The 17,632-nt window shown below is 59.5% G+C and carries 13 protein-coding genes; 3 read left to right on the forward strand and 10 right to left on the reverse strand.

Annotation, left to right across the window (positions count from 1 at the left end; all coding sequences use genetic code 11):
* The first annotated feature begins 6 nt into the window (after positions 1-6).
* Positions 7-2,697, forward strand: a complete 2,691-nt coding sequence (locus ACZZZ4_RS26780; protein ID WP_463549223.1) for an SNF2-related protein — start codon at positions 7-9, stop codon at positions 2,695-2,697.
* A 122-nt stretch (positions 2,698-2,819) separates the two neighbouring features.
* On the opposite strand, the gene ACZZZ4_RS26785 is transcribed toward ACZZZ4_RS26780, so the two are convergent.
* The 4 genes from ACZZZ4_RS26785 to ACZZZ4_RS26800 form a co-directional block, all read right to left on the reverse strand.
* A complete protein-coding gene (locus ACZZZ4_RS26785; RefSeq protein ID WP_463549224.1) occupies positions 2,820-6,113 on the reverse strand; it encodes a DEAD/DEAH box helicase in 3,294 nt (1,097 codons plus the stop codon).
* A gap of 9 nt (positions 6,114-6,122) precedes the next feature.
* The gene (locus tag ACZZZ4_RS26790) at positions 6,123-6,860 is read right to left on the reverse strand and encodes an S-methyl-5'-thioinosine phosphorylase (RefSeq protein WP_071173058.1); all 738 of its coding nucleotides are present in this window, start codon (positions 6,858-6,860) and stop codon (positions 6,123-6,125) included.
* Between the two features lie 12 nt (positions 6,861-6,872).
* A complete protein-coding gene (gene nagZ, locus ACZZZ4_RS26795; protein ID WP_129999682.1) occupies positions 6,873-7,883 on the reverse strand; it encodes a beta-N-acetylhexosaminidase in 1,011 nt (336 codons plus the stop codon).
* A gap of 158 nt (positions 7,884-8,041) precedes the next feature.
* Positions 8,042-8,749 (reverse strand): TetR/AcrR family transcriptional regulator, encoded by a 708-nt coding sequence (locus ACZZZ4_RS26800; protein WP_039760784.1) that lies wholly within the window; start codon positions 8,747-8,749, stop codon positions 8,042-8,044.
* 229 nt (positions 8,750-8,978) lie between these two features.
* Here ACZZZ4_RS26800 and lexA point away from each other — a divergent pair, with 229 nt between their 5' ends.
* Both lexA and sulA read left to right on the forward strand, forming a co-directional pair.
* Positions 8,979-9,587: a transcriptional repressor LexA gene (gene lexA / locus ACZZZ4_RS26805; protein ID WP_016775490.1), complete on the forward strand. Its 609-nt coding sequence runs from the start codon at positions 8,979-8,981 to the stop codon at positions 9,585-9,587.
* Positions 9,588-9,597: 10 nt separating this feature from the next.
* A complete protein-coding gene (sulA, locus tag ACZZZ4_RS26810; RefSeq protein ID WP_463549225.1) occupies positions 9,598-10,071 on the forward strand; it encodes an SOS-induced cell division inhibitor SulA in 474 nt (157 codons plus the stop codon).
* Positions 10,072-10,168: 97 nt separating this feature from the next.
* Here the strand turns inward: sulA and ACZZZ4_RS26815 are convergent, their stop codons facing one another.
* From ACZZZ4_RS26815 to fadB, 6 genes are all read right to left on the reverse strand, one after another.
* A complete protein-coding gene (locus tag ACZZZ4_RS26815) occupies positions 10,169-10,402 on the reverse strand; it encodes a hypothetical protein (RefSeq protein ID WP_007953047.1) in 234 nt (77 codons plus the stop codon).
* A 106-nt stretch (positions 10,403-10,508) separates the two neighbouring features.
* On the reverse strand, positions 10,509-11,033 hold the full coding sequence (locus ACZZZ4_RS26820) for a DUF6586 family protein (protein ID WP_129999683.1): 525 nt from the start codon (positions 11,031-11,033) through the stop codon (positions 10,509-10,511).
* A gap of 144 nt (positions 11,034-11,177) precedes the next feature.
* Positions 11,178-13,811: a type I DNA topoisomerase gene (gene topA, locus ACZZZ4_RS26825; RefSeq protein WP_129999684.1), complete on the reverse strand. Its 2,634-nt coding sequence runs from the start codon at positions 13,809-13,811 to the stop codon at positions 11,178-11,180.
* Positions 13,812-13,925: 114 nt separating this feature from the next.
* Entirely contained in the window at positions 13,926-14,162 is a 237-nt protein-coding gene (locus ACZZZ4_RS26830) for a DUF1653 domain-containing protein (RefSeq protein WP_129999685.1), read from the reverse strand.
* Positions 14,163-14,255: 93 nt separating this feature from the next.
* Positions 14,256-15,431 (reverse strand): acetyl-CoA C-acyltransferase FadA, encoded by a 1,176-nt coding sequence (gene fadA / locus ACZZZ4_RS26835; protein ID WP_016775495.1) that lies wholly within the window; start codon positions 15,429-15,431, stop codon positions 14,256-14,258.
* 29 nt (positions 15,432-15,460) lie between these two features.
* Complete coding sequence (fadB, locus tag ACZZZ4_RS26840) at positions 15,461-17,608, reverse strand: fatty acid oxidation complex subunit alpha FadB (protein ID WP_463549226.1); 2,148 nt, start codon at positions 17,606-17,608, stop codon at positions 15,461-15,463.
* Positions 17,609-17,632: the final 24 nt, after the last annotated feature.

Genomic DNA, 17,632 nt, shown 5'->3' on the forward strand with positions numbered 1-17,632 from the left:
GTCCTTATGCCGCCGCCCCTGAGCAAACCGCTGGCCCCGTCGTGGGTCAGCCGATTCAAAGAACAGAGTCTGGAGCGCGGCCGCCGCTACGCTCTGGAGAATCGGGTGCGCATCGCCCAGGTCGGCGATGCGACCATCACCGCCAGTTGCGAAGGCTCTGGCGGTAGCGTTTACCGGCAAACCATCCATTTGCGCGAATCAGCCAAAGCCACCCTGCTGCTGGTCGACGCCACCTGTACCTGCCCGGTGCGCAGCAACTGCAAACACTGCGCGGCGGTGCTGCTGAAAATCCAGGAAACCCTCGACTACCCCGCCGCCGCGAAAGATGCCGAGCTGCTGGAAAAACTCCAGGCCGTGCTGGAAAACCGCAGCCCGAAAGCGCCACCGCAAGTGCTGGTGGACAATGTGCAGCCGGTGCCGCGCCTATGGCTGGCGAGCGTCGAGTTCAGCGCCTTCGAGCCGCGCAACGGCAAGATGCAACGCTACATTCAACACCGCGCTGCGCTGTCGTTCAGCTATCTGGACGAATACGTCAGCGGGCAAAAGCACAGCGACATCCTGATCCGTCAGGAAGCCCAGACCCTACGCATAAAACGGCATCCGGATGTCGAACAGTCCTACCGCGAACAGTTAAGAATCCTCGGTTTCCGCATCGCCACGCGGCAGAGCAAAGCCCTGCCGGAAAGCGCCGGCGAACTGTACGAGATGGTCAACGATAGCGCCTGGCTGACCTTCACTCTGAATGACTTGCCGAAGTTGCGCAGCCAGGGCTGGGAGTTACAGATCGATGAAGAATTCGGCTTCGACCTGACTGCCGTCGATGACTGGTACGCCACGGTCGAGCAGGCGCCGGAGCGCGACTGGTTCGATCTGGAACTGGGCATCATCGTCAACGGCGAGCGCCTGAGCCTGCTGCCGATCCTGCTCAATCTGATGCGCTCGCACACCGAGATTCTCAACCCGGAGCGCCTCGCCCGCCGTCGCGATGACGAGCTGATTCTGGTCAACATTCCGCAACGCACCAGTGAGCACGGGCCGTTGCAGGTTGCTTTGCCGCTCGGTCGCTTGAAGCTGGTATTGATGACGCTGGGCGAGTTCTATTTGCAGGAGCCGGGCGAAACCACCTTGCGTCTGAGCAAGGCTGACGCCACCCGGCTCAATTCGCTGGAAGGCCTGCCGCTGTTGTGGGAAGGCGGCGAGCAGATGCGCACCTTCGCCCAGCGCCTGCGCGACATCCGCGATTTCAGCGCCGAAGCGCCGCAAGGCTTGAACGCGACGCTGCGCCCGTATCAGCTTGAAGGCTTGAGCTGGATGCAATCGCTGCGGCAACTGGAGGTCGGCGGCATTCTCGCGGACGACATGGGCCTGGGTAAAACCCTACAGACCCTGGCGCATATTCTCAGCGAGAAGAACGCCGGACGCCTCGATCGTCCGTGCATGGTAGTGATGCCGACCAGCCTGATTCCGAACTGGCTCGACGAGGCGGCGCACTTCACCCCGCAGTTGAAAGTGCTCGCGCTATATGGCGCCGCGCGCAAGAAACACTTCGACAATCTGGCCGATTTCGACCTGATCCTCACCACCTACGCCCTGCTGCCAAAAGACGTCGAACGCTTGGCCAAACAGCCGCTGCACGTTTTAGTGCTCGACGAAGCGCAGTACATCAAGAATCCCAACAGCAAAGCCGCCCAGGCCGCGCGCGAGCTGAATGCGCGCCAGCGCCTGTGCCTCAGCGGCACGCCGCTGGAAAACCACTTGGGCGAGCTATGGTCGCTGTTCCACTTCCTGTTGCCGGGCTGGCTCGGCGACGTGAAAAGTTTCAATGCCGATTACCGCGTGCCGATCGAAAAGCGCGGTAGCGAAGTCAGACTGCAGCACCTCAACGGTCGGATAAAACCGTTTCTGCTGCGCCGCACCAAAGAGCAGGTCGCCACGGAGCTGCCGCCGAAAACCGAAATCATCCATTGGGTCGAACTCAACGAAGCGCAGCGCGACGTGTACGAGACCATGCGTCTGGCGATGGACAAGAAAGTCCGTGATGAGATCACTCGCAAAGGCGTGGCACGCAGCCAGATCATTATTCTCGAAGCGTTGCTCAAGCTGCGCCAGGTCTGCTGCGACCTGCGCTTGGTCAACGACGCCACCCTGCCTGCGCGCGGCAGCACATCGGGCAAGCTCGACAGCCTGATGGAAATGCTTGAGGAACTGTTCGAGGAAGGCCGGCGGATTCTGCTGTTTTCGCAGTTCACCTCGATGCTGACATTGATCGAAGAGGAATTGAAAAAACGCAAGATCGCTTACGCCCTCCTCACTGGCCAGACCCGTGACCGGCGCACACCGGTGAAGGAATTCCAGAGCGGTACGCGTCAGATTTTCCTGATCAGCCTGAAGGCCGGCGGTGTCGGTTTGAACCTGACCGAAGCCGATACGGTGATTCACTACGACCCGTGGTGGAACCCGGCAACCGAGAATCAGGCCACCGACCGCGCCTATCGCATCGGTCAGGAAAAACCGGTGTTCGTCTACAAAATGATTGCCCGGGGCACGGTGGAAGAGAAAATTCAGCACCTGCAAAAGGAAAAGTCTGACCTGGCAGCGGGCGTGCTGGATGGCCGCAAGGCCGGGGACTGGAAGTTACAGAGCGATGATATTGAAGCGCTGTTTGCGCCGTTGCCGGACAAGATCGACAAGCGCTGAAATCGGCGTCGCTGGTTAGGTAGCTATCGCGAGCAGGCTCGCTCCCACACGATCCAGATTCACTGAAGATCAAATGTGGGAGCGAGCCTGCTCGCGAATGGCCACACCGCGATTCAAACCCTTCAACCTCTGGAAACCGGCAACGGCGCAAACAGCGCCTCGATATCACTCTGTTCCAGTTTGAATCCGCCCGTCGTGCCACCCTCAAGCACCGCCCCGGCCAGCGCCGCTTTCTCCTGCTGCAACGCCTGGATCTTTTCCTCCACGGTGCCTTTGGCAATCAACTTGTAGACGAACACCGGATTGTTCTGCCCGATGCGATACGCCCGATCGGTCGCCTGATTCTCCACTGCCGGGTTCCACCAAGGGTCGAAGTGAATCACCGTGTCCGCCGCCGTCAGGTTCAGACCGGTACCGCCGGCCTTGAGGCTGATCAGGAACAACGGCACCTTGCCGCCCTGGAAATCCTTCACCGGCGTGCGCCGATCGGTGGTGTCGCCGGTCAGCAACGAGTAGCCAAGCCCGCGTTGCTGCAACTCCTGCTCGATCAGCGCCAGCATCGAGGTGAACTGGGAAAACAGCAGAATGCGCCGACCTTCGCCGAGCAGTTCTTCGAGCATCTCCATCAGGCTGATCAGCTTGCCGCTGCCCGAGCGCAACGCCTTCGCCGTGAGCGGCATGTTGACCAGGCGCAGATCGCAGCAGACCTGACGTAGCTTGAGCAGCGCATCGAGGATGATGATCTGACTGCGCGCCACGCCACTGCGGGCGATTTCGTCGCGGACCTTTTTGTCCATCGCCACACGCACCGTCTCATAGACGTCGCGCTGACCATCGCTGAGTTCGACCCAGTGGATGATTTCGGTTTTCGGCGGCAACTCGGTGGCGACCTGATCCTTCTTGCGCCGCAGCAAAAACGGCTTGATCCGCGCAGTCAGGTGCTGCATGCGCTGGACATTGCCGTGCTTCTCGATCGGCGTGCGGTAATCGCGGTTAAAGGATTTGCTGTCGCCGAGCCAGCCGGGCATGAGGAAATGGAACTGCGACCACAGCTCACCGAGGTGGTTTTCCAGCGGCGTACCGCTCAGACACAAGCGCTGACGGGCCTGCAAGTCACGGGCGGCTTGGGCGGCTTTGCTCAGCGGGTTCTTGATGTTCTGCGCTTCGTCGAGAATCAGCACGCTCCACGACTGCGGCTGCAACGTCTCCAGGTCCCTGGGCAGCAATGCGTAAGTGGTCAGCACCAGGTCGTATTCGGCGAGATTGGCGAAGTCTTTTTGCCGCCCGGTGCCGTGCAGCGCCAGGACTTTCAACTGCGGCGTGAAGCGCTCGGCCTCGTCGAGCCAGTTGGGAATCAGGCTGGTCGGCATCACCGCCAGTGCCGGACAGTCCAGACGCCCGGCGTGTTTTTCCGTGAGCAGATGCGCCAGGGTCTGCAGGGTTTTACCCAGGCCCATGTCATCGCCCAGAATGCCGCCGACCTCCAGCTCGCGCAGCGTCTGCATCCAGTTCAGGCCTTCGAGCTGATACGGGCGCAGCTGCGCATTGAGGCCGGCCGGCGCAGCAACCTGGGCGTGACTGGAATTCTGCAGACGCTTGGCAAAAGTGCGCAGGCGTTCGCCGCCCTGCCAATCCAGCGGCACACCATCGAGCATGCTCAGACGCGCGGCATCGGGAGCGGTCAAGCGCAGCGCATCGCCCTGATGACCGCCGAGATACAACTCACCCAGCGTCGCCATCAACGGTTTGACCCGACTGAGCGGCAACGCGACTTTGGCGCCCGCCGGTTCGCCAAAACCGCTGGGCTTGAGCTCGATCAGGAGCTTTTCGTCATCGCTGCGCTGCGCCAGATTGACCGGGTCGAGCAAGCGCGACTGAGTGCGCAACAGGTGCAGAAGGATCGGCAGCAAGCTGTAGCGCTCGCCATTGACGACGATGCCCAACTGCAGATCAAACCACTGATGCGTGGCCTCTTCCTCAACCTCGGCGTACCACTGCTCAACCGGTTGTACATCGAAATGGAAACCGGGACTGATCTCGATTTTCCAATCTGCGGCGCGCAGCGTGGCCAGCCCTTCGTGCATGAACCCGAGCCAGGCGGAATCATCCGGCAAGGTAAACATCTCGCCGGGACGATCCATTGCACTCTTGCGCGTGGCTTTCTTGAAGCCATGTTTTTGCAGGTTCTGGCGCAGCTTCTTTTCCAGCGCCGGTTGACGCTGAATGCGCTGGGTTTCGCTGCCGTTGAGGATCATCACTTCCGGGTTGCGATCCACCACCGGATGACCGTTGTAGGTAAACAGCAGAGCGGCACGGTGCTCCAGCACGTATTCCCAGCGTGAGCGCTCTCGACCACTGACCAGGGTCAGTTGCGGCTGCGGCAGCACGTCATCGATGATCCGTTCGGTGAGCTTGTGTGGTGGCGCAATATTGGTAGCCGCGCTCATGCGATGGCTGAACTGCATAGCCTGACGCGCCGGAATGTCTGGCGCCAGGGTCAAATGGCAGGCGAGCTTTTCTTCCAGCTCAGTGAACAGCGGGCCAACCTGGCGCTGCTGGCGATCAAGATAATAAAGCGGCTCCAGCGCCAGCACGGTTTCCTGCGCGGCTTCGGCACTGCTCCATTGCGCGCGGAATCCGCCGTCAGCCTGCTCGGCCCAAGAGAACTGACCCACGCGTTTCGCCCCCGGTGTCAGCGCTCGCAGGTCTTCGAAGTCGAGGAACAGCCGCGAGGTGCGCAGGAGCATGTCCAGCAATTCGGCGCCACTGCTGCCTTCCAGCGGATAGCCGCTGTAATAGGCGTGATGGGAATGCATGGCGACCAACAGCCGGGCGATGCGCAGATCCAGCTCGGACAGGTAGCCGGGCTGGCGCATGAGCATTTCCGCGAGCGAGTACATCGGTTTGACTTCGCGTAACTCGCCGCTCTTGAGCTGGTAGACCTTGAAAATATCCAGCAGCCACTTGCCGTTCGCAGACGTCGGTTTGAGCTTGTAAAAAAGACGCGTGCCTGCGGTTTGCGCACTTTCTTCAGCGGGCTTGGCCGGCACGGGAATTGTCGAAAGCCAATGCTCGAGCGCTCGTCCCAACGGGGTCTGTGCGTCACTTCCAGACGCATCCTCGCCAGTGCCCAGCAGGTGATAGAGCACCGCTGCGCTGTGCTTGCAGTCGATTGCAACAGGACAGCTGCACAGGCAACGCAGGTTTATCGATCCCAGCCGATCTTCGGACAGATAAATGCTTTGCTCATACGCCTGAAGTTGCGAACCGACGCAGAATGCCTCGATCTTCCTGTCATCGATCTCGAGGATCTCGACCCGATCATCGGCGGCATAAGCCCGGGCCTTGACCAACGCCTTGCTACTGAATGCGTGGGTCCATGTCAGCCCTTTGAGCCGCTCGATGAAAATGCTCATGGACAGTCCTTAGCTGGCCAGCACCCGGGCCAACGTTGATTTCACCTTGCCCATGCCGTCGTGCAGGGCCTGCTCGATTTCGGCCATGGTGATGACTTCTGTGGTCTTGCCTGCTGCAGGATTGACTACCAAGGCGAGACAGGCGTAATCCAGATCCAGCTCACGGGCCAGCGCGGCTTCCGGCATGCCGGTCATGCCGACGATGTCGCAGCCGTCACGTTCCAGTCGCACGATCTCGGCCACCGTTTCCAGCCGCGGCCCCTGGGTGCAGGCGTAGACGCCTTGATCGCTGAATTCGCAGCCTTCGGCGGCCACTGCGGCAATCAGTTGCTGACGCAACGGCTCGCTGTAGGGAAAGCTGAAATCGATATGAGTGACGTGTTCCAGATCATCGGCAAAGTAGGTGTGCTCGCGCCCGCTGGTGTAGTCGACGATCTGGTGCGGCACGCAGAAATGCCCGGTGCCCATGGCTGGATGAATCCCGCCCACCGCATTCACGGCGATGATCGCTTCGGCACCGGCCTGCTTCAGCGCCCACAGGTTGGCGCGGTAGTTGACCTTGTGCGGCGGGAACCGATGCGGGTGACCGTGACGGGCGAGGAACAGCACTTCCTTGCCGGCGTACTCACCAATCTGCACCTCGGCCGAGGGCGCGCCGTAAGGAGTGTCGACTGCCAGCGACTGGCGAATGCTCAGGCCTTCGAGCTGAGTCAGGCCAGTGCCACCGATGATTGCGTAAACGGTCATAACGAAAAATCCTTAATCGATCAGTTGAGCGTCTTTGAGCGCGCCGAGGGCGGTGAGCCAACGCGGGTCCTGACGATAGTCGGTGCTGGCGAAGGCCTGACCGCGCATCTTCGCGATGCGCGCGGAAGGCTTGATCTTCATACGCTGGGCGGCACTCAACGCCAGCTCGGCTGCCGCGCGGTCGTTGCACACCAGACCCATGTCGCAACCGGCACTCAGCGCGGCTTCGATGCGGCTGGCGGCGTCGCCGACCACGTGGGCGCCGGCCATCGACAGATCATCGCTGAAGATCACGCCCTCAAACTGCAATTCGCCGCGCAGGATGTCTTGCAGCCAGCGTCGGGAGAAACCGGCGGGCTGCGAGTCGACTTGCGGATAGATGACGTGGGCCGGCATGACGGCGGCCAGTTGTTTGCTGAGTTTGGCGAAGGGCACCAGGTCGTTGGCGCGGATCTCGTCGAGACTGCGCTCGTCGTTCGGGATCGCCACGTGGGAGTCGGCTTCCGCCCAGCCGTGGCCTGGGAAATGTTTGCCGGTGGCGGCCATGCCGGCGCTGTTCATGCCGCGAATGAATGCACCGGCGAGCAAGGCTGCGCGTTCGGGATCGCCTTCGAATGAACGGGTACCGACCACAGCGCTGCGCTGATAGTCCAGGTCCAGCACCGGGGCGAAACTCAGGTCGAGCCCGACTGCCAGCACTTCGGTGGCCATGATCCAGCCGCATTGCTCGGCGAGATACTCTGCATTCGGGTTATCGGCGATGGCGCGCATGGCCGGCAGACGGACGAAACCCTGACGCAAGCGCTGCACGCGCCCGCCCTCCTGATCTACCGCCAGCAAAAGATCCGGGCGAATCGCGCGGATCGCGGCGCTGAGTTCGCGCACCTGGCGTGGATGCTCGATATTGCGGGCGAAAATGATCAGGCCGCCCACTTCGGGCTGACGCAACAATTGGCGATCTTCGGCCGTCAGCCAGGTACCGGCGACGTCCACCATCAACGAGCCTTGCAGGCCAGCAGTCATAGAGATTCCTTGAAAACGAAAAACCCGATCTGCTTGCATTCGCTACCGTGGGCAATGCCCGGACGGTCAGCAGAATTCATGCAGATCGGGTTCAGTACGAGAGTCGGCATGGCCGGCTAGCTTAGCGGATACCAGCTGCCGCGCCCACCCGTGCGCGGTCAAACCTTGGCGGCGACCGGCATGGATTTGCTGCGCGGACGCAATTGCGCACTGGCCATGGCTGTATCGGTGACGCCGGTTTCGGCGCGCATGCCGGCAGCGAGGAACGGCACCATCAGGCGCATCACTTGTTCGATGGAGGTATTGACGCCGAAATCGGTCTCGGCAATCGCACGCAAGGCCTTGATCCCGGACATGCTGAACGCAGCGGCGCCAAGCATGAAGTGCACGCGCCAGAACAACTCGATCGGCGGAATGCGTGGAGCCGCTTCATTGACCAGCAGCATGTAGCGGCGGAAGACCTTGCCGTACATGTCTTCCAGATAACGCCGCAAGTGGCCTTGGCTCTGGCTGAACGCGAGGCCGAGCAAGCGCATGAAGATCGACAAATCGTTACCGCTGCGAGGCTGCACGACGAGCGCTTGCTCAACGAGGATTTCCAGCAGCTCTTCGAGGGTCGGCTTGTTTTCCGGCTTGGCCTGACGGCGCTCCAGCTCCTTGTCGAGGCTGGCGCAGAACGGTCCGAGGAAACGCGAAAACACCGCCTGGATCAGCGCCTTCTTCGAGCCGAAGTGATAATTCACTGCAGCCAGATTGACGCCAGCCTTGCTGGTGATCAAACGCAATGAGGTTTCAGCGAATCCTTTCTCCGCGAACAACTGCTCGGCAGCATCAAGAATGCGTTCAACGGTTTCCGACTGGGCCATGGCTACTCCGCCTGACAAACACTTGTTTGAAACATACGTTTCACCCTGTGCCTTGTCAAGCCTGCCGGTTCGTTTTGGGAATGGTCGGTCAGATATTTAACCACATAAGGCGCCAGCATTAATAAACACCCTTCGCGACCGCTCGGCGGGCAGCAAAAAAACGTCCATTGCCAAGATCGCTTCACTGTATATAATCCCAGTCACTGTATAAAAAGACAGAGCGATCAATATGCTAAAGCTGACGCCACGCCAAGCCGAGATTCTGGCCTTTATCAAACGTTGCCTCGAAGACAACGGCTATCCGCCCACCCGTGCGGAAATCGCTCAGGAACTGGGTTTCAAGTCGCCCAACGCGGCGGAAGAACACCTCAAGGCCCTGGCCCGCAAAGGCGCGATCGAGATGACGCCCGGCGCTTCCCGCGGCATCCGTATTCCCGGCTTCGAAGCCAAGGCCGACGATTCAACACTGCCGATCATTGGCCGAGTGGCTGCCGGCGCGCCAATCCTTGCCCAGCAGCACATCGAAGAATCCTGCAACATCAACCCGACCTTCTTCCATCCCCGCGCCGACTATCTGTTGCGTGTGCACGGCATGAGCATGAAGGACATTGGCATCTTCGACGGCGACTTGCTGGCAGTTCACACTACTCGCGAAGCCCGTAACGGCCAGGTTGTGGTTGCACGTATCGGCGACGAGGTGACGGTCAAACGCTTCAAGCGTGAAGGCAGCAAAGTCTGGCTCATCGCCGAAAACCCCGAGTTCGCCCCTATCGAAGTCGACCTGAAAGATCAGGAACTGGTGATCGAAGGCTTGAGTGTCGGCGTCATTCGCCGCTAAAGGAGGCTCCATGCAGTTCCCACACACACCTCAGCAAACACAACTGCCTTTGTTTGAAGCGTTTCTGGCGCAGCCGATAGCGCCGATCCTCAAAGACGTGGTCGAGCGTGACTGGAATGCCAAACCTGACGCTTTCAGTGAGCTGTCACTGCGCGGTGCAGCCGGGAACTGCCTGAACCTGCTCGCGCCGATCCTGCGTGAACTCAGCGAGGATCAGGATGCTCGCTGGCTGACGCTGATCGCACCGCCCGCCAGCCTGACGCAATCATGGCTACGCGATGCTGGCCTGAACCGCGAGCGCATTCTGCTACTGCAACCGCGCGGCGCTCAAAGTGCCCAGCAGCTCGCGTGTGAAGCGTTGCGCCTGGGTCGCAGCCACACCGTGGTGACCTGGCTCATTCCGCTGAATGCAAATTCTCGGCAACAACTGATCAGCGCCGCGCGTACGGGCGAAGCTCAGAGTCTGAATATTCGTTTGGGTTGATTGCTGGATAATGCGCGCTGTGCGAAGCGCAGGGCTTCTCCAAGGACAGAGAAGCCGATCTGTAGTGCAAGCGACCGAGAAAAGGTCAAGGCAAGGATTAATGAAGAACCCGCGGCCCCTCATCCTTATCAAACTCACCTTCAACCATACGACCTGCCATCTGCACGCCGACGCTCAACATTGCTTTGGCGATTTCAACGTGCTGGCCTTGCAGGAACGCTTTGGCATCCTCGGAGAAATCCAGCGTCACCAGAGAACCTTCGTCCTCAGCCCTGCGCAGTTCGATTCGGCCGTCTGGTAACTCGACAATTTCTAGAAAGGACGTTGGCATAAAGGTCTGTTCTCCACGAAAGGCAGCGATTATATAGACATCATTCGAGCTTCGCTCAGGATCTTGACCAGCAGCATGTTTCAGATTGCCACTGCGCCAAACTGCCTCAGCACTCGTTCAAGCCTTCTCGGAAACGGATGGCCAAGCCCTTGAGGTTCTGCCGCCAGCTCTCCAGCTCTTCTCGATTCAATTCTTCTGGCGCTTGTTCTTCATCAAGGTTAACCGCTTGAATCAGCGGTTGTGTCACGTCGCCTTTCGGCTTGTGTGGCACCCTCGGCGGCTGAAACAGTGCTGCGTGCGCCGCCAGCAGTTTCGCCAGCCAGGTTTCCGGATTACCGGCGAGCTCGACCATTTCGGCCAGCTCCGGGATCGCTATCGATTCCAGCACTTCTCGATTCAACAACTCCTCTGCCCGCGGCGAATTGGCCTGCGGTAGACGATAGAAGCCAGCAATCTCATGGCACAAACCCAGCAGTGCGCCGTAGAGGTGGAACAACGCCGATTCACGCCCGGCCTGGATCAGCGCCAGAGAATTCATCGCCCGCCCTTCTTCAGCACGCGCCAGAGCTTCGAGTGACAGACCGGCGAAATAGATCTTCTGGTTGGTGCGGGTATAGAGTTCGTGGGCCATGACGGCAGCCTCCACAACGAAATAATTGCTTCACACAGGCCCGGCAGTGTCATGGATCAGCCGATGCCAGCGCAAGCACAAAACAAAAAGGCCGCATGAAATCCCGAAGGTTTCATGCGGCCTTTTCGCTGTTCAGACTAACGCTTACTCAGCCTTGGCCTTTGCGCTGCGCTTGTCTTCAACTGTCCACTTGCCACCGTCGTAATACGCCTTCCAACCCGTAGGCTTGCCGTCGACTTCGGTCTGCACGTATTGCTCCTTGGTCTTGCGGCTGTAGCGGATAACCGCTGGCAGACCGTCGGGATCCTTCTGCGGAGCCTCGCACAAGAAGTGGTACTTCGGATCGATCTCGTCCTTGTGCGGCAGAATCTCGATCACCAGCGGGGCACGGGTCTCGCGGTTTTTCGGGAATTGGCTGGCCGCGAGAAACAGACCGGAGGCACCGTCACGCAGGATGTAGGTGTCGTTGACCTTTTCGCATTTCAGCTCGGGCATCTTCACCGGGTCCATCTTCGGCGGCGCCGCGTCACCGCTCTTCAGCAGCTTACGGGTGTTTTTGCACTCCGGGTTGGTGCAACCGAAGAACTTGCCGAAACGGCCGGTCTTGAGCTGCATTTCGCTGCCGCACTTGTCGCATTCCAGACTCGGACCTTCATAGCCCTTGATGCGATAGCTGCCCTCTTCAATTTCGTAGCCGGCACAGTCCGGGTTGTTGCCGCAGATGTGCAACTTGCGCTTTTCGTCCAGCAGGTAGGCGTCCATCGCCGTGCTGCAGATCGGGCAGCGATGCTTGCCACGCAGTACCAACGATTCCGATTCGCCCTCGTCGTCCGCTGCGATTTCATCGCCCGGCACCAGGTTGACGGTAGCCTTGCAGCGCTCTTTCGGCGGCAGGCTGTAGCCCGAGCAGCCGAGGAACACGCCAGTCGAGGCGGTACGAATCTGCATCGGACGACCGCAGGTGGTGCACGGAATGTCGGTCATGACCGGCTGGTTGGCGCGCATGCCGCTGTCCGGGTTTTCCGCTACTTCGAGCTTCTTCTTGAAGTCGCCGTAGAATTCGTCCAGCACGTTTTTCCAGTCGCGCTCGCCCTGCGCCACGTCATCGAGGTTCTCTTCCATGCCGGCGGTGAAACCGTAGTCCATGAGATTGGAGAAGCTCTCGGACAAACGCTCGGTGACGATGTCGCCCATCTTTTCCGAGTAGAAACGACGGTTGTGCAGGGTCACATAACCGCGATCCTGAATGGTCGAAATGATCGCTGCGTAAGTCGAGGGACGACCGATGCCACGTTTTTCCATTTCCTTGACCAGGCTGGCCTCGGAGTAACGCGCCGGTGGCTTGGTGAAGTGTTGCGACGGATCGAGCTTGATCAGCTTCATCACGTCGCCCTGGGCCATGTCCGGCAGCACGTCATCGTCGCCAGGCTTGGCAATCTGCGGCATCACGCGGGTGTAACCGTCGAACTTGAGGATACGGCCCTTGGCGCGCAGCTCGAAGTCGCCAGCGCCGACGCTGACGGTGGTCGACAGGTATTGCGCCGGCAGCATCTGGCAGGCGAGGAACTGGCGCCAGATCAGCTCGTACAGACGCTCGGCATCACGCTCCATGCCCGCCAGCTTGCTCGGCGTGGTATTGGCGTCGGACGGACGAATCGCTTCGTGAGCCTCTTGCGCGCCTTCCTTGCTGCTGTAGACGTTCGGCGTTTCCGGCAGGTACTTCTTGCCGAATTCGTCTTCTATGTAAGTGCGCGCCATCGCCACGGCGTCGGCCGAGAGATTGGTCGAGTCGGTACGCATGTAAGTGATGTAGCCGGCTTCGTACAGACGCTGGGCCATCATCATGGTTTTCTTCACGCCGAAACCGAGGCGGTTGCTCGCAGCCTGCTGCAAGGTCGACGTAATGAACGGCGCCGACGGCTTGCTGCTGGTCGGCTTGTCTTCGCGCTTGACGATGCTGTAGCTGGAAGACTTGAGCTTCTCCAGCGCGGCCATGGCCTGGGCTTCGTTCAGCGGTTTGAAGGCTTCGCCTTTTTCGCGAGCCACTTCGAAACGCACGGTCGAGCCTTTGGCAGTGCCGAGATCAGCGTGCACTTCCCAGTATTCTTCCGGAATGAACGCACGGATTTCTCGCTCACGCTCGACCACCAGCTTCACGGCAACCGATTGCACGCGACCGGCAGACAGGCCGCGGGCGATTTTGGCCCACAGCAACGGCGACACCATGTAGCCAACCACGCGATCGAGGAAGCGACGCGCCTGCTGGGCGTTGACACGATCAATGTCCAGCTCGCCCGGCTCGGAGAAGGCTTCCTGAATCGCCTTCTTGGTGATTTCGTTGAACACCACGCGCTTGTAGCGGCTGTCGTCACCACCGATGGCTTCGCGCAGGTGCCAGGCAATGGCTTCCCCCTCGCGATCCAAGTCGGTTGCGAGATAGATGGTGTCAGCATCCTTGGCGAGCCGGCGTAGCTCTTCAATGACTTTCTCTTTGCCGGGAAGAATCTCGTACTTGGCCTTCCAGCCGTGTTCGGGATCGACGCCCATACGCGAGACCAGCTGCTTGCGCGCTTTGTCTTTCGGCGAGAGCACCGGACCTTCGCCCGCAGCTGCCTTGCCGCGCTTGGCGGCTGGCTCTTTGCTGGCGCTAGCCGAACCGCTGGTGGGCAGGTCTCGGATATGGCCGATACTCGACTTCACCACGTATTGGTTACCCAGATACTTGTTGATGGTCTTGGCCTTAGCCGGGGATTCCACAATGACCAGCGATTTGCCCATGGATCAGAAAATTCCTGAATTCTAGAAGTGAAAGGCGGTTGGCGCCTGACGCGGCACCGCTATATATAGTTGATACAAGGTGAGGTCAAGCGCAGGGTTCTTTGCGCAGTTGCCTCAAACCTTGGCAAAAAGGCTCGGTTCGGCTTGCACCAAAGCAAAGCGCGGCACCTGCTCGCCGTCAACCTCAACCGACTCGACGAACATGCTCAACGGGCGCACCCAAAAGCCGTAATCGCCATACAGGGCTTGGTAAAAGACCACTTCTTCTTCGGTTTCGGAATGCCGCGCAACACTGAATACACGGTATTGCGGACCTTTGTAATGTTGGTAGAGCCCAGGTTGTATCGGCATGCTTCGGCCCTCACTGAAATCTTTTCAAAAATAAATAAAAAACCCAAAAACAAAAACCGGGGCACTGGGCCCCGGCTTCCATCGACGAGACGCTTAAACGCGTTCGAAGACGGTGGAGATGCCTTGGCCGAGACCAATGCACATAGTGGCCACCCCGAAGGTGCCGCTATTCTGCTTCATCACGTTCAACAGGGTGCCGGAAATACGTGCACCGGAGCAACCGAACGGGTGACCCAGGGCGATCGCACCGCCGTGCAGGTTAACCTTCTCGTTCATCTTGTCGAGCACTTTCAGATCTTTCAGCACTGGCAAGGCCTGTGCGGCGAAAGCTTCGTTGAGCTCGAAGAAGTCGATATCGTTGATGCCAAGGCCCGCACGCTTCAGGGCTTTTTGTGTCGCCGGCACTGGACCATAGCCCATGATCGCCGGGTCCACACCCGCCACTGCCATCGAACGGATCACTGCCATAGGCTGGATACCCAGGTCCTGTGCACGCTGCGCCGACATCACGATCATGCACGAAGCACCGTCAGTGATCTGCGACGAAGTACCGGCAGTCACGGTACCGCCCTTCGGATTGAATGCCGGCTTGAGCGCCGCCAGACTTTCCAGGGTGGTTTCCGGACGAATGGTTTCGTCGTAGTCGTACAGTTTCAGGAAACCGTTCTCGTCGTAACCCTGCATCGGGATGATTTCGTCTTTGAACTTGCCTTCCACGGTTGCCTTGTGAGCCAACTGGTGGGAACGCACGCCAAAGGCATCCTGTTGCTCGCGGGTGATGCCGTGCATCTTGCCGAGCATTTCAGCGGTCAGGCCCATCATGCCCGAGGCTTTCGCCGCGTACAGCGACATGTGCGGGTTCGGATCGACACCGTGCATCATGCTCACGTGGCCCATGTGCTCGACGCCGCCGACCACGAACACGTCACCGTTGCCGGTCATGATTGCTTGCGCAGCGGTGTGCAGCGCGCTCATCGACGAGCCACACAGGCGGCTGACGGTCTGGCCAGCAGAAGTGTGCGGGATCTGGGTCATCAGCGACGCCATGCGCGCGATGTTCCAGCCCTGCTCCAGGGTCTGGTTGACGCAGCCCCAGATCACGTCCTCGACTTCCGCCGGGTCGACCTTGCTGTTGCGTTCCAGCAGTTTGCTTATCAGGTGCGCCGACATGTCTTCAGCGCGGGTGTTGCGGTGCATGCCGCCCTTGGAGCGGCCCATCGGAGTACGACCGAAGTCGACAATCACGACGTCTCTAGGATTCAAGCTCATAAGTTCACTCTCACTCTAGTTGGGGGCGCTTAACCGAAGAAGCTCTGGCCGTTTTTGGCCATTTCGCGCAGCTTCGCGGTCGGGTGGTACAGCGCGCCCAAATCAGCGTACTGGTCAGCCAGGGCAACGAACTCGGCGACACCGATGGAATCGATGTAGCGCAGCGCACCGCCACGGAATGGAGGGAAACCGATACCGTAAACCAGACCCATGTCAGCTTCGGCGGCGGTTTCAACGATGCCGTCTTCCAGGCAACGCACGGTTTCCAGGCACAGCGGGATCATCATCCAGTTGATGATGTCTTCGTCGGTGACTTCGCGCTGCTCGTAAACGATCGGTTTGAGCACTTCCAGCACCGACGGATCGGCGACTTTCTTCTGCTTGCCTTTCTTGTCGGCCTCGTAGGCGTAGAAGCCTTTGCCGTTCTTCTGGCCCAGGCGCTTGGCTTCGTACAGCACGTCGATGGCCGAGCGACGATCATCCTTCATGCGGTCCGGGAAACCTTCAGCCATCACGTCACGACCGTGGTGACCGGTGTCGATGCCGACCACGTCCATCAGGTACGCAGGCCCCATCGGCCAGCCGAATTTTTCCATGACTTTGTCGATGCGGACGAAGTCGACACCGGCGCTGACCAGTTTGGCGAAACCGCCGAAGTACGGGAACAGCACGCGGTTGACCAGGAAGCCCGGGCAGTCATTGACGACAATCGGGTTCTTGCCCATTTTCTTCGCGTAGGCAACGGTGGTGGCGATGGCCAGTTCACTGGACTTCTCGCCACGGATCACTTCCACCAGCGGCATCATGTGCACCGGGTTGAAGAAGTGCATGCCGACAAAGTTCTCCGGACGCTTGAGGGCCTTGGCCAGCAGGCTGATGGAAATAGTCGAGGTGTTGGACGCGAGGATAGTGTCCTCTTTGACCTGGCCTTCAACTTCAGCCAGTACGCCTTGCTTGACCTTCGGGTTCTCGACGACAGCTTCGACCACCAGATCGACGTGACCGAAGTCGCCGTAGGACAGGGTCGGACGAATGCCGTTGAGCACTTCCGCCATTTTCGCTGCGGTCATGCGGCCTTTATCAACGCGGCCAACCAGCAGCTTGGCGGCTTCGGCCAGACCCTGCTCGATACCGTGTTCGTTGATGTCCTTCATCAGGATCGGCGTACCTTTGGAAGCCGACTGATAGGCGATACCGCCGCCCATGATGCCGGCGCCCAGTACGGCAGCCTGCTTCACGTCTTTGGCGATTTCGTCGTAGGCCTTGGCCTTTTTCTTCAGTTCCTGATCGTTCAGGAACAGGCCGATCAGGCTCTGCGCAGCAGAGGTCTTGGCCAGTTTGACGAAGCCTGCAGCTTCCACTTCCAGAGCTTTGTCGCGACCGAAGTTCGCGGCTTTCTGGATGGTCTTGATCGCTTCAACCGGCGCCGGGTAGTTCGGCCCAGCCTGGCCGGCTACGAAACCCTTGGCAGTTTCGAAAGCCATCATCTGCTCAATGGCGTTCAACTTGAGTTTTTCAAGTTTCGGCTGACGCTTGGCCTTGTAATCGAACTCGCCGGAGATGGCGCGCTTGATCAACTCGAGGGCAGCTTCCTGCAGTTTCTCGGGAGCAACCACTGCGTCGACGGCGCTGACTTTCAGCGCGTCTTCAGGGCGGTTTTCCTTACCGGCGGCAATCCACTCGATGGCATTATCAACACCGATCAAGCGTGGCAGACGTACGGTGCCGCCGAAGCCTGGGTAGATGCCCAGTTTGACTTCCGGCAGACCGATCTTGGCCTTAGTGGACATGACGCGATAGTCGGCCGCCAGGCACATTTCCAGACCGCCACCGAGGGCGATGCCGTTGATGGCCGCGACGGTTGGCACGTTGAGGTCTTCGAAATCGCTGAAGATCTTGTTGGCTTCGAGATTGCCAGCAACCAGCTCGGCATCCGGCAGCTTGAAGTTGTCGACAAATTCGGTGATGTCGGCGCCGACGATGAATACGTCCTTGCCGCTGCTGACGATCACGCCCTTGATCGAAGCATCTGCCTTGATGGTGTCTACGGCCTGACGCAATTCGTTCAGGGTTAGACGGTTGAACTTGTTGACGGACTCACCCTTGAGGTCGAATTTCAATTCGACGATGCCACTTTCAAGAGCTTTAACCGTGATGGCTTTACCTTCGTAAATCATCAACTGATCTCCACGATATGGAAG

It is taken from the genome of Pseudomonas sp. AC252 (assembly GCF_979258105.1).

Excerpts from the sequence above, each read along its gene's own strand:
- ACZZZ4_RS26780 (WP_463549223.1), top strand. The coding sequence starts at position 7 with ATGCCGCCGCCCCTGAGCAAACCGCTGGCCCCGTCGTGGGTCAGCCGA.
- ACZZZ4_RS26785 (WP_463549224.1), bottom strand. The coding sequence starts at position 6,113 with ATGAGCATTTTCATCGAGCGGCTCAAAGGGCTGACATGGACCCACGCA.
- ACZZZ4_RS26790 (WP_071173058.1), bottom strand. The coding sequence starts at position 6,860 with ATGACCGTTTACGCAATCATCGGTGGCACTGGCCTGACTCAGCTCGAA.
- nagZ (WP_129999682.1), bottom strand. The coding sequence starts at position 7,883 with ATGACTGCTGGCCTGCAAGGCTCGTTGATGGTGGACGTCGCCGGTACC.
- ACZZZ4_RS26800 (WP_039760784.1), bottom strand. The coding sequence starts at position 8,749 with ATGGCCCAGTCGGAAACCGTTGAACGCATTCTTGATGCTGCCGAGCAG.
- lexA (WP_016775490.1), top strand. The coding sequence starts at position 8,979 with ATGCTAAAGCTGACGCCACGCCAAGCCGAGATTCTGGCCTTTATCAAA.
- sulA (WP_463549225.1), top strand. The coding sequence starts at position 9,598 with ATGCAGTTCCCACACACACCTCAGCAAACACAACTGCCTTTGTTTGAA.
- ACZZZ4_RS26815 (WP_007953047.1), bottom strand. The coding sequence starts at position 10,402 with ATGCCAACGTCCTTTCTAGAAATTGTCGAGTTACCAGACGGCCGAATC.
- ACZZZ4_RS26820 (WP_129999683.1), bottom strand. The coding sequence starts at position 11,033 with ATGGCCCACGAACTCTATACCCGCACCAACCAGAAGATCTATTTCGCC.
- topA (WP_129999684.1), bottom strand. The coding sequence starts at position 13,811 with ATGGGCAAATCGCTGGTCATTGTGGAATCCCCGGCTAAGGCCAAGACC.
- ACZZZ4_RS26830 (WP_129999685.1), bottom strand. The coding sequence starts at position 14,162 with ATGCCGATACAACCTGGGCTCTACCAACATTACAAAGGTCCGCAATAC.
- fadA (WP_016775495.1), bottom strand. The coding sequence starts at position 15,431 with ATGAGCTTGAATCCTAGAGACGTCGTGATTGTCGACTTCGGTCGTACT.
- fadB (WP_463549226.1), bottom strand. The coding sequence starts at position 17,608 with ATGATTTACGAAGGTAAAGCCATCACGGTTAAAGCTCTTGAAAGTGGC.